The sequence below is a fragment of the Pseudomonas sp. PA-4-8C genome (genome assembly GCF_021606625.1).
Lineage (GTDB): Bacteria > Pseudomonadota > Gammaproteobacteria > Pseudomonadales > Pseudomonadaceae > Aquipseudomonas > Aquipseudomonas lactis.
The window spans coordinates 1-11,096 of the sequence record NZ_WKCD01000184.1; the positions used below are offsets into that span (position 1 = coordinate 1).

The 11,096-nt window shown below is 58.1% G+C and carries 11 protein-coding genes and 1 pseudogene; 5 read left to right on the forward strand and 7 right to left on the reverse strand.

All coding sequences use genetic code 11. The features are described from left to right. Positions 1 to 74: 74 nt before the first annotated feature. Both GIW04_RS21600 and GIW04_RS21605 read left to right on the forward strand, forming a co-directional pair. A pseudogene (locus GIW04_RS21600) lies at positions 75 to 986 on the forward strand (hydantoinase/carbamoylase family amidase); the annotation flags it as partial. Between the two features lie 73 nt (positions 987 to 1,059). Continuing rightward, the gene (locus GIW04_RS21605) at positions 1,060 to 2,097 is read left to right on the forward strand and encodes a histone deacetylase family protein (RefSeq protein ID WP_120247652.1); all 1,038 of its coding nucleotides are present in this window, start codon (positions 1,060 to 1,062) and stop codon (positions 2,095 to 2,097) included. On the opposite strand, the gene GIW04_RS21610 is transcribed toward GIW04_RS21605, so the two are convergent. Beyond that, positions 2,098 to 2,451, reverse strand: a complete 354-nt coding sequence (locus GIW04_RS21610; protein WP_120247653.1) for a type II toxin-antitoxin system RelE/ParE family toxin — start codon at positions 2,449 to 2,451, stop codon at positions 2,098 to 2,100. It abuts the gene before it with no gap. Continuing rightward, positions 2,448 to 2,852 (reverse strand): ribbon-helix-helix domain-containing protein, encoded by a 405-nt coding sequence (locus GIW04_RS21615; protein WP_003189546.1) that lies wholly within the window; start codon positions 2,850 to 2,852, stop codon positions 2,448 to 2,450. The genes GIW04_RS21610 and GIW04_RS21615 overlap by 4 nt, the downstream gene beginning before the upstream one ends. A 209-nt stretch (positions 2,853 to 3,061) precedes the next feature. Between GIW04_RS21615 and GIW04_RS21620 the strand changes: the two genes are divergently transcribed. After that, positions 3,062 to 3,964 carry a LysR family transcriptional regulator gene (locus GIW04_RS21620; protein WP_034135219.1) on the forward strand — a complete coding sequence of 301 codons (903 nt, stop codon included), beginning with the start codon at positions 3,062 to 3,064 and terminating at the stop codon, positions 3,962 to 3,964. Here GIW04_RS21620 and GIW04_RS21625 read toward each other — a convergent pair. Beyond that, the gene (locus GIW04_RS21625) at positions 3,956 to 4,714 is read right to left on the reverse strand and encodes a substrate-binding domain-containing protein (RefSeq protein WP_120247654.1); all 759 of its coding nucleotides are present in this window, start codon (positions 4,712 to 4,714) and stop codon (positions 3,956 to 3,958) included. The genes GIW04_RS21620 and GIW04_RS21625 overlap by 9 nt on opposite strands. Continuing rightward, entirely contained in the window at positions 4,711 to 6,018 is a 1,308-nt protein-coding gene (locus GIW04_RS21630; RefSeq protein WP_003189550.1) for an MFS transporter, read from the reverse strand. Before GIW04_RS21630 ends, GIW04_RS21625 begins: the two co-directional genes overlap by 4 nt. A gap of 197 nt (positions 6,019 to 6,215) precedes the next feature. Between GIW04_RS21630 and GIW04_RS21635 the strand changes: the two genes are divergently transcribed. Both GIW04_RS21635 and GIW04_RS21640 read left to right on the forward strand, forming a co-directional pair. Next, a complete protein-coding gene (locus GIW04_RS21635) occupies positions 6,216 to 6,359 on the forward strand; it encodes a hypothetical protein (RefSeq protein ID WP_003189552.1) in 144 nt (47 codons plus the stop codon). 185 nt (positions 6,360 to 6,544) lie between these two features. After that, positions 6,545 to 7,471 (forward strand): LysR substrate-binding domain-containing protein, encoded by a 927-nt coding sequence (locus GIW04_RS21640; protein WP_003189553.1) that lies wholly within the window; start codon positions 6,545 to 6,547, stop codon positions 7,469 to 7,471. Positions 7,472 to 7,947: 476 nt separating this feature from the next. Here GIW04_RS21640 and GIW04_RS21645 read toward each other — a convergent pair whose 3' ends face one another. From GIW04_RS21645 to GIW04_RS21655, 3 genes are all read right to left on the reverse strand, one after another. Then, positions 7,948 to 8,904: a hypothetical protein gene (locus GIW04_RS21645; RefSeq protein WP_003189555.1), complete on the reverse strand. Its 957-nt coding sequence runs from the start codon at positions 8,902 to 8,904 to the stop codon at positions 7,948 to 7,950. Between the two features lie 41 nt (positions 8,905 to 8,945). Next, positions 8,946 to 10,130 carry an amidohydrolase family protein gene (locus GIW04_RS21650; RefSeq protein ID WP_034135089.1) on the reverse strand — a complete coding sequence of 395 codons (1,185 nt, stop codon included), beginning with the start codon at positions 10,128 to 10,130 and terminating at the stop codon, positions 8,946 to 8,948. Positions 10,131 to 10,148: 18 nt separating this feature from the next. Continuing rightward, the coding region (locus GIW04_RS21655) for a TauD/TfdA family dioxygenase (RefSeq protein ID WP_236479186.1) at positions 10,149 to 11,096 on the reverse strand (948 nt) is incomplete at its 5' end.

Below are 11,096 nucleotides of genomic sequence, written 5' to 3' on the forward strand. Positions count from 1 at the left end.
TTTTCTGTTGAAGACGCCGCCACCCCCGAAGCCTCACCCGCTTCGACCTCCGTGGGCAGCGTAAGAGTTGTAAAGACGACCACGGCATCCAGACGCGCAAGCCGTTGGAAATTGCGGTGTGGACCAACGAGGAGGGCGCCCGTTTCACCCCGGCCATGCTGGGCTCGGCGGTATTCACCGGCACGCTCGCCTTGGACAAGGCACTGGCCACCGCCGATGTCGATGGTATCAGCGTGGCCGAGGCGTTGCGCACCACCGGCTACAATGGTGAGCGCCCGTTGGGTGGCGCAGTGGATGCGTATTTTGAGGCGCATATCGAGCAAGGCCCGATCCTGGAAGACAACGCCAACAGCATCGGCGTAGTCACCGGTGGTCAAGCGATTCGCTGGCTCGATGTGCGGGTCGAAGGCATGGCTGCGCATGCCGGCACCACGCCAATGCCGTTGCGTAAAGATGCGCTGTACGGCGCGGCGAAAATGATCCAGGCCCTGGAAAACCTCGCCGCCGATTTTGCCCCGCAGGGCCTCACCACTGTGGGTGAGCTGAGCATCGCCAAGTCGTCGCGCAACACCATTCCCGGCTTGCTCAATTTTACCGTCGACCTGCGCCATCATCGCGACGCCGATATCGACGCCATGGAGCAGCAAGTGCGCGCACGCCTGCAGGCAATCGCTGACCACCGTGGCCTGAGCGTCGCCATCACACCGCACTGGGTCAGCCCGGCCACGCCGTTCGACGCCGAGTGCGTGGCCTGCGTGCAGGCTGCGGTGGACGCTTTGGGCTACAGCCAGCAGACCATCGTCAGCGGCGCCGGCCACGATGCGATTCACCTGGCGCGCTATTGCCCCACCGCGATGATCTTCATCCCCTGCGTCGGCGGCCTCAGCCACAACGAAGCCGAAGATGTCTTGCCCGACGATGTGCGCCAGGGCACCGATGTCTTGCTCAACGCCGTGTTGAAACGCGCCGGGCGTGTTCATTTCTGAAGGCTGACGCCATGCCCCTGTGGGAGCAGGCAAGCCAGCTCCCACAGGTTCTGTGTTTATCCAGGAGCAACTCATGAAGACGTTTTTTCACCCCGAACAACTCCTGCATCATCCACGCAGCTACTACTCTCGCGGCCAGATGCGCACGCCCCAGGAGGTTCCCGAGCGTGCGCGCAACCTGCTGCAGGCTGCGCAAACCCTGGGCTTCGATATCCATCAACCAGCCGATTACGGTCTGGATCCGTTGCTCGCCGTGCACGGTGGCGCCTACCTGGCTTTTCTTCAAGAAGCTCATCAGCGCTGGAAAGAGATCCCCGAAGACTGGGGCGACGAAGTCATGTCCAACATCTTCGTACGTGAACCCAATGCCCTGCGCGGCATCCTGGCCCAGGCTGCGCGCTACCTGGCCGATGGCAGTTGCCCCATCGGTGAGCTGACCTGGCGCTCGGCTTATTGGTCAGCCCAGAGCGCCGTTGCCGCAGCGGGTGACATCCTCGATGGCGCACCTGCCGCCTATGCCTTGTGCCGGCCCCCGGGCCATCACGCCCGCTTCGACGCGGCCGGTGGCTTCTGTTACATCAACAACGCGGCCGTGGCGGCACAGGCATTGCGCCAAGGTTTCCAGCGTGTCGCCGTGCTCGATACCGACATGCATCACGGCCAAGGCATCCAGGAAATTTTCTACGACCGCGACGACGTGCTGTATGTGTCGATCCACGGCGACCCGACCAACTTCTATCCGGGCGTAGCAGGCTTTGCCGAGGAAAAAGGCAACGACGCCGGCGAAGGGTACAACCTCAACCTGCCGATGGCCCATGGTGCCAGCGAAGCGGTGTTCTTCGAAAAGCTGGAGCAGGCCCTGGCAGCGGTGAAGGACTTCTCGGCGGATGTGCTGGTGTTGTCACTGGGTTTTGATATCTACGAGCTGGACCCACAAAGCAAAGTCGCGGTGACGCGGGAAGGTTTTGCGCGGTTGGGGCAGTACATTCGAGGGCTGGGGCTGCCGTGCCTGATCGTGCAGGAGGGTGGTTATCACCTGGAGACGTTGAATAGTAATGCGCAGGCGTTTTTCAGTACGCCAACAGCCTGGAAGACGCTAAAAGCCTGCTGATCAGTTTTCAGCAGGCTTTCCAGTCCTTGTTGGGTGCTCGTTCTCATCTGCATGCAACGACGCCGCGTAGTTTTGCCCCCCATAAAACACGCCCATGATCGATACCGTTTTGAAATCAGGCCTCACCCAGAAAGCAATAATGGTGCTGCGACGATAGTGAGTGATGCGCAAGTCTTTCAGCAGGTCGTCACGGCGCACTCCACGCAAGGGAAACAGGGCAAGGCTTTCGCAGTAGCTGACAAGATTGTCGATAAAACGCGCCGCTACAGGAGGGGAGCCGACATCGCTGATGTAGTCTTCGAGTGCATCGAGTTGCGCCAAGACCTCGGGCGAAAAAACTACCGAGTAGCTCACGCTTCCCCTGTGCCTTTGCGCTGACGTCTGGCGGCCATGTGTTCGCGGACCTGTTCTGGCGATAACCCAAGCTCAGGCTTCGCCTCAAGGGCGGTCGCTGCTGGGATAACTTCGTCTCTGAGCCAGTCTTCCATGGCACGATCACGCGCCAGCAACGCCCGCAGGCCGTCGCGAATCACTTCACTTTCGCTGGCATATTCGCCGGCAGCCACCTTGGCTTTGACCAGTGCTGCCATTTCAAGGGGCAAGGTGATGCTCATTTGCTGGGTTGAGCGCATGGGGGTATCCGCCGCAGGTGAGTAGGATTCAATCCTACTCGACCATTGGCGCGATGCAAGAAGCAACTGATCGATGCCGATGCCCGGCGCCTCGTCGTCCATCCAGAAGGGGTAGGTTTGCATGAGTTGCTACGTCTCCAGTTGTGTAGGTCAGGCTCCAAGTATTGACCCGTTTTGGCGATCGCGTGGCCGCAGGCGGCCGATAACCTGCTGATATGTATGACTTCATATGTGTAACAGGATGATCTCGACAAACCCTCTCGGCACACGTGGCGTCCCACCGGCTCCCATACGATAATGCTCGCCACCTCGACCACTCTGGCCTGCCTCCCGTGATCATCAACTTCGACCTCAACGACCTCCAAGCCTTTCGCGCCGTGGTGGACAAGGGCAGTTTTCGTGGCGCTGCCGAGGCCATCCGTATCTCGCAACCGGCCCTCAGCCGGCGTATCGAAAAGCTTGAATCCGCGCTGGATGTAAAGCTGTTCGAGCGCACCACGCGGCGGGTCAGCCTGACCATGGTCGGGCGCGCGTTTTTGCCCCAGGTGGAGCGAATGCTCGATGATCTGGACATCGCCTTGATGGGCATCAGCAACGTCGCGTCCACACGCATGGGCAACGTCACCATCGCCTGCGTGCCGTCTACCGCGTACTACTTCATGCCCCACGTGATCTCCGAATTCCACAAGCTGTACCCGAAGATTCGCCTGCGGGTGCTGGATGCCAGTGCCGGCGAGGTGAGCAATGCGGTGGCCAGCGGCGAGGCAGACTTTGGCGTGAGTTTCAGCGGCAGCCTGGCCGATGAGGTGGAATTCGAGTTGCTGCTGCAGGAGCGCTACGTGCTGGCCTGCCGGCGGGATCACCCTCTGGCTGCGCGTGACAGCGTGAGCTGGACCGAGGCTTATGAGCATGACTACATTGAGGTGGACAAGACGTCGGGCAACCGCTTCCTGCTCGACCAGGCCCTGCGTGGGGTGCGGGTGAAAAAGCCGAGTATCTGCGAGACCCACCATGTGACCACGATGATCGGGCTGGTGGAGGCGGGGCTGGGCGTGGCGATGGTGCCGTCGATTGCGATGCCGGCGCACACTCACCCGATTCTGGTCAGTGTGCCGCTGGTAGAGCCTCATGTGCTGCGCAATGTGGGCTTGATCAAGCGCCGCGGGCGGACGTTGCCACCGGCGGCGCTGGAGTTGGAGCGTTTGGTGCGGGAGATGCCGTTCCGGTCAGCGTGACACCGAGTCCAGGCCGGTGGATTGCACCTCCGGCTGGGCCTCGGGCGATGCCATGAACTGCAACAGCGCCTTGGCCCGCTCCGGGTGTTCGGCGTTCACCGGAATACCGGCGGCAAAACGGGTAACGGACTGCACGTCTTCCGGGATCTTGCCCACAAACGTTACACCCTTGACCGGCAACAACTCCGCCACTTGCTGCAAGCCGACTTCGTAATCGCCCTTGGCTACCTGCTCGCCCACCGGCACGCGTTCGATCATGGTGCCTTTGGCCGGCATGCCGAGTTTCTTGAACAACTCCTTCTCGACATACACGCCGCTGGCGCTATCGGAATAGGCCACCGACTTGGCTTTGCTCAGCACAGCCTTGAGCTCGGCATCGGTATTGATCGCAGGTTTGGCCGCACCTTCCTTCACCACCAGGCCGATCCGCGAGTCCGCCAATTCCACGCGGGAGGCGGGGTCAACCTTGCCTTGTTTGATCAGTTCATCCAGGGCATAGCCGACCATGATCACCACGTCGGCGTGTTCGCCACGGGCCAGACGGTTGGGAATCGCTTCCGGCGCCTTGCCCATGGACGGGCCAAGGATGGTGTCGAGGGTGTCACCGCTTTGCTCGGCGTATTGCGGGCCGAGCAATTTATACGCGGCGGTAAAGCCGCCCGAGGTCATGACCTTGAGTTGCTCGGCCTGGGCGGTCAGCGCCAGGGTGCCGAGCACGACAGCGGTAAGGGTCTTGAACAGCGGCTTCATTGCGCGGCCTCCTGCATGACTTGGCCACGGGTATTGGCGCGGCGATACAGCGCCAGGGTCGAACACAAGGCACACAGCGCGGCGAAGATCATCCAATACGCAGGTGAAGCCTTGTCTTCAGTGATGTGAATGAACCAGGTGGAGATCGCTGGGGTAAAGCCACCGAACACCGCCGTCGCCAGGCTATAGGCCAAGGAGAAGCCCGCCACCCGCACTTCCACCGGCATGATTTCGGTGAGCGCCGGGATCATCGCGCCGTTGTACATGCCATACAGGAACGAGAACCACAGCAGGGTTTCCAGCATGTGCGCAAAGCTTGGGGCGTTGACCACGTAGGACAATGCCGGATAAGCCGTAAGGACAGTCAGCACCGTCATGGCGATCAGCACCGGTTTACGGCCGAAGCGGTCGCTTAACGTGCCGCCGATCGGCAGCCAGAAAAAGTTCGAGATCGCAACCAGCAAGGTCACCAGCAAGGCGTCCGAGGTGCTCAGGTGCAACACGGTTTTACCGAAGGTCGGTGCGTACACGGTGATCAGGTAGAACGCGGTGGTGGTCATGGCCACCATCAGCATGCCGCCGATGACCACGGTCCAGTTCTTCACCAGGGTCGCCATCACTTCACGCATGGTCGGGCGATGCTTGCGGTTGGCGAACTCTTCGGTTTCCTGCAGGTTGCGACGCAGCACAAAGATAAACGGAATGATCACGCAACCGACGGCAAACGGAATCCGCCAGCCCCAATCAGCCACCACCGCAGGTTCCATCCACACGTTGAGGCCATAACCCAGAGCCGCGGCAACGACGATAGAGATCTGTTGGCTACCCGACTGCCAGCTGGTGTAGAAGCCTTTACGGCCCGGCGTGGCCATTTCGGACAGGTACACCGACACGCCACCCAGTTCCGCGCCGGCCGAGAAGCCTTGCAGCAGGCGCCCCAACAGCACCAGAAACGGTGCCCATAGGCCGATGGTCTGATAACTCGGCACCAGCACGATCAGCAGCGTACCGCTGGCCATGATCGACAAGGTCACGATCAAGCCTTTGCGACGGCCCACGTCATCGATATAGGCACCCAGAATAATCGCGCCCAATGGCCGCATCAGGAAGCCCGCGCCGAACACGGCGAAGGTCATCATTAATGACGCAAACTCATTAGCGGCCGGGAAGAACGCGGCAGCGATATAGGTGGCGTAGAAACCGAACAGGAAGAAGTCGAACTGTTCGAGGAAGTTGCCCGAAGTAACGCGCAATACCGCGCCTACTTTCGAGGGGGCAGCCGCAGGCCGGGAAGGGGTCGTCATGGTTTTGTGTCTCCAGCGTTCTTTTTAAAGTGCTTGTTTCGCTTAAGACTTGGGATAGTGGCTGACACATTTAGAAATGATAAGTGACAAATTTGGATTGATTGATGTGTGTTGGCTATCAATCTGAGCCGGCTTCAAAATGGCCTGCCGTGTTCTATGCTTGAACCTGGGTCCAATTCTTATCGGCGGAGGTCGCTATGGGGAACGAACAGCAGCACAACAAGCCGGAGCGTGAAGAACCCCGGCAGCCGCGCGAAGACGAAAAGCCGCAAACCTGGAAGCATCCGGACGACGGCACCGAGCTTTCCGAACGTGACCAGGAGCGCCCGCTAAAGCCCTGAGCATCAGGTAAAACGCGGTCTAATTGTGGGAGCGGGCTTGCTCGCGAAGGCGGTGTGTCAGTCAACGGAGTCGTCGGCTGAACCATTGCCTTCGCGAGCAAGCCCACATGTTTTACCGTGCACATAGACGCAGCTCCCCAGCCTTCCTAAACTGCCGCTTGTCTTGGGGAAAGGGGCAGGCGCCGATGAATCGCAATGAATTACGCAAGGCCGACATCAACCTGATGGTGGTCTTCGAAGCACTGATGCTCGAGCGCAATGTGACGCGGGTGGCGGAGAAGCTGTTTCTCGGCCAACCGACCATCAGTTCGGCCCTCAACCGCCTGCGTACCCTGTTCAACGACCCGCTGTTTATTCGTGTCGGCCATCGCATGGAGCCTACGGCGCGCGCGGAGGAGATCATCCAGCACCTGTCGCCGGCCTTGGATTCGCTGTCTTCGGCCCTGAGCCTGACCCATGATTTCGACCCGTCCATCAGCACCATGACTTTCCGCATCGGCCTGTCCGATGATGTGGAGTTCGGCCTGCTGCCACCCTTGCTGCGCGCCTTGCGCCAGGAAGCGCCACAGGTGGTGTTTGTGGTGCAGCATGTGGACTACTGGCGCATTCCCGACCTGCTGGCTTCCGGCGACATTACCGTCGGCATCACCCAGACCCGCGGGCTGCCGGCCAATGCCAAGCGTAAGCTGTTGCGGCACATTCGCCCGTGCCTGCTGCGCGCCGATGCCTCGGACACACCGCTGACCCTCGACGAATATTGCGCACGGCCCCACGTGCTGGTGTCCCACACCGCCAACGTGGCCGGGTTTGCCGATGAGTGGCTGGCCGAGGTGGGCCGCAAACGCCATGTGGTGCTCTCGGTGCCGCAATACAGCTCGTTGCCGGCCTTGCTCGCCGGCACCGACATGATCGCCAGCCTGCCGGATTACACCGCCCAGGCCATGGCCGCCAGCGGGAACCTGTTCTGCGAGCCGTTCCCGTTCGAAACCCCGACCCTGGATTTGTCGATGGTGTGGCTCAGCCATGTCGACACCGACCCGGCGGAACGCTGGATGCGCTCGCGGCTGGAGGCCTTCATGAGTGATCGCGGGTTGGTAGCGAATAAAGCCTGAGGCTTATATCCTTGCTATGGGCAGGGAGGGCGGCTCAAGAACGGCTAATCCTCAACGTGCTCTTCTTGAACAGGGTTGCTAATCAGCGACGCACGCAAAATACGGATGCGTTGCTCGGAGTGATAGGCGCCTGCTTCTGTAAACCTGAGGAATGCTCTCGAGCAACACTTACAGCCCCAGATGCTTGAAATATTATAAGGAAAGAAATCAAAGCAGATAGGCGCGTCCTCAGACCAGAAATGGGTACCGTTCGGGTGGTATTCCTCAAGGCTGAGTTCTTGTGCCCTATCGCTCGAGATTTCGCCTATGAAGCGCAATAGGCTGCTCGCCTCGAGTGTTTTGGGTAAGGTTTCCCACCCCTGCGACAAGCCCCGAACACAAGAGCAGGCAGTAGACTCCAGCGAAGAGCGTTCGGCAATCTGCCTGATAGTTTCTGGCGTGAGTATCATTTTTATGCTGTTCCAGGCGGTAATAGCTCAGATTCGGTTCTTGCTTAAAACCAGTTTGTTCAAATAGCTTTCAATTTTGGGTAAAACAAACTGCAGTATCTTCGGCATGGTGTGAATAGGCAGTTGGCAGCACGCAAAATACAACGCCATTGTGGGCGATAAGCTGACACCAAGAGCAGACCATAATAGTCCAACATTTCTATTGCCGCCGTTGAGTGCCATGGTGAACTTGGAGATCAATGATCCGGGATATAAACAGCCCATGAGAAGCTGCAGGCAAACGTTGATGCAGTAGGCGATGGCGATCATTGAGATGGCCAACGAAGGGGTCTCCAGAATTACCTGCTGCATGCCCGCCATCGTGCCTACTGCAAAGAGGAAAAGCGCGATGACGACAATACCGTCAATAGCCAGGCCGTGCGTGGCGACGAAGGTGTGGGAAAAACGACGTATCAAAATAGCAGCGCCTTCGGCGCCTCCTATCAACACGGCCAGTCTGATCGCCAGATCAACAGGGTTCAAGGAGAGTGAAAGGCCATCAGCGAATAGGTGGAGTATCAGCGGAGCGGTGACAGGGATAATTGCCATTGAGCAGAGTGCAGTCACCAACGACATGGAAGGGTCAAGCCCGAGCATTCTCGCGACGGCTGCATTTCCGCTGGCGGGCGGGGCGGCAACAGCGATGGCTATCGCAAGGGACAGTTCTTGATTGCCGGTGAGGTAAAGCGAAAGCATTCCAAAAATATAAGGGCAAGCCACCACCATCAGGGCTGGAAATATCAGAGATATTTTCAAGTTTCTTGCTGCAGTGATGACTTCAGCGTTGTTAATACGCAGCAGAGTGCCCAGAACAAATATGAAAACCATGACGGGGAGCAACGGCCTCGCCAAGTCTGCAAGATAGGGAATAGCCAATCCAATTGCGCAACCGCATGCAAGTACGGTAGGCCCTCTGCGCGTAATTTCGGGCAGAATTCTGTGCATATGAGTGCTCTCGAGGCGACGTCCCTTTCGGGACGCTGCTATTAGGTACGCAGAGTTATTTCAGGTGTGACAGACGGCGGTGGCGAGTTCCTGGATTGCCTCACGACCAGGCGCCCATCGATCAGAATCGAGGTAATACTTGGAAGGTCACCACTGCTGAAACTTCCAAGTACGCTGGGTTGCGCTCCTCCCAAAGGCCCGCAGGCGATCAGAATGTCGGCTTCTCTTCCGACGCCCAGAATCCCGCGATTCAACTTTCGCACCTTGGCGGTGTTACCCGTTGCGAAGCAGACGGCCTTTTCCGGTGGTACGTCGCCGAAACTACTGAGCAAGGCAATTGCCCTGAGCATACCAAGCGCGGGAACCCCACATCCGGCAGGAGAATCTGTGCCAATGACGATACGGTCCAGTTGGTTCATTTCTCGTGCGTAATTGAGGGTGGTGACCGCCGCGAACTCGTTCCCGTTATGTACGATTTCCAAGGCACCCAGACAGCCTTCACACAGGCATCTGATTTGGCTCGGTGCCAGTGCGGTATAGCCGCCGTTGATATGCCCGATGATATCGGGCGCAATTTCAAGGATCTCTTCTGCGCCCATGCTCTGGGAAGTAGAAATTGAAGGACCGCCCGTGTGGGTGATAGAGGTCATGCCGTGTTTGCGAGCCATTTTGACCAATTCAGCTGCACGACTGACTGACTTGACAGGGCCAATCCCGACCTCTCCCAGTTGGTTGATGCCTTGAGCAACCATTGCGGCGAAATCCTCATCCGAAAATTCATCGTTGAGCAGTGGCGCGCCGGCTTCCATTTTTATTCCGCTAGGGCGCGCATTGGAGAAAGAGCGCTGCGCTGCGATTGCCATGGCGATAGTACCGACCCTGTCGGTCGGTAGCCCCGGAACGTGCACTTCACCGGCAGAGATCATGCTCGTCACGCCGCCCTGCAAGGAGTGCCAGATCCAACTGTGGTTGCCAGAGCGCGGGCTGTACTCACCCAGGGTCGGGTGAGTGTGGTTGTCGATCAAACCTGGCATGACCGTGCTCTGTTTGGCGTCAATCAGCAGGTCTGCGTGTGAAAAATCTACATCTACTGCCTGACCAACGTAGGTGATCATTCCATCAACACTGACGAGGGTATCGGCTGTAATGAGTGGAGTTGCGAGATCACCCGTGAGAAAAGTGCCTATATTATGAATAATTGACGTATATGGCTTATGGTTCGACATTTAATTTATCTCTTTATATCATCGAGTAACGGGTTCGAAGATTCGCGCGCCACACTTGTTGAATGAGCGGAAGTTCCACAAGTTGTTAGTGATGAACAAACGCTGGATCCAACGGTACGCATGCCCCTCTGGATCGAAACTGGGGGTGAACTTATCACGCGAATGGAGCATGAAACGATTGTTGATGTACACCAACTTGCCAGGTTGAATGTCCAGCGGCCGCGCTACGCTTTTAAGCGCGTTGTAAAACCTCAACAGGGTATTTTGTGCTTCGTGATCAGCGGCAATTACCATGTCCGGGTAAAACGCAGCAGTGACTCTAGGGTGAGTCAGCGGGCCGCTCAGAATTGGGTATACATGAGTTTCTTTCGCGCCTGCGGTACTGTTCCTCCAGCGGTAGGGCTGACGAATGATGAAATGTTTGCCATATAGGATTTCAATATCGGCCTGTTCCAGAGCCTGAAGGGCTTCCCTCGCATCGGCAACCCAGGTTTTCGGGCCCACCCCGGCAGGGTCACCGCGAACGCCGAGAAGCAAAAGAGCCAGCGGCGAGGTGTCTCCACGGGAGTCATAAGCCTGAAAGGCATTCTCGGTGTGCAGGTCCAACTCCACGTCCGAACCGTTGCCGGTATACTCGCCCAAGGCCTCCGGATGCGGTACCAAGTCATTGACCAGTTTTGGCCCCTCATGCTTGATGGAGTAGGGCTCCGCTATCAAACTGCCCAGGGCAACCAGCACATTTTCAGAAAGATAACCGCTTTTGAAGTTCAAGCTATTAGCGTCGCCCTGCGGGCTGCCAAATGTGTTATCAATCGGAAGGTTCTCGAATACACAATAAGAAGCATCGTCATCTTTAAGGGATTCAAGCTTTTTTAGAAGTCGCGCAGGAAACTTTTGATAAGCGGTCATGCGAATGAGGTGGATGTAGTCTCGCCCTCCCGTTGGCTCGTAACAAATGTCTATAAG

Coding starts and splice junctions, on each gene's coding strand:
- GIW04_RS21605 (WP_120247652.1), top strand. CDS start 1,060: ATGAAGACGTTTTTTCACCCCGAACAACTCCTGCATCATCCACGCAGC.
- GIW04_RS21615 (WP_003189546.1), bottom strand. CDS start 2,852: ATGCAAACCTACCCCTTCTGGATGGACGACGAGGCGCCGGGCATCGGC.
- GIW04_RS21625 (WP_120247654.1), bottom strand. CDS start 4,714: ATGAAGCCGCTGTTCAAGACCCTTACCGCTGTCGTGCTCGGCACCCTG.
- GIW04_RS21630 (WP_003189550.1), bottom strand. CDS start 6,018: ATGACGACCCCTTCCCGGCCTGCGGCTGCCCCCTCGAAAGTAGGCGCG.
- GIW04_RS21635 (WP_003189552.1), top strand. CDS start 6,216: ATGGGGAACGAACAGCAGCACAACAAGCCGGAGCGTGAAGAACCCCGG.
- GIW04_RS21640 (WP_003189553.1), top strand. CDS start 6,545: ATGAATCGCAATGAATTACGCAAGGCCGACATCAACCTGATGGTGGTC.
- GIW04_RS21645 (WP_003189555.1), bottom strand. CDS start 8,904: ATGCACAGAATTCTGCCCGAAATTACGCGCAGAGGGCCTACCGTACTT.
- GIW04_RS21650 (WP_034135089.1), bottom strand. CDS start 10,130: ATGTCGAACCATAAGCCATATACGTCAATTATTCATAATATAGGCACT.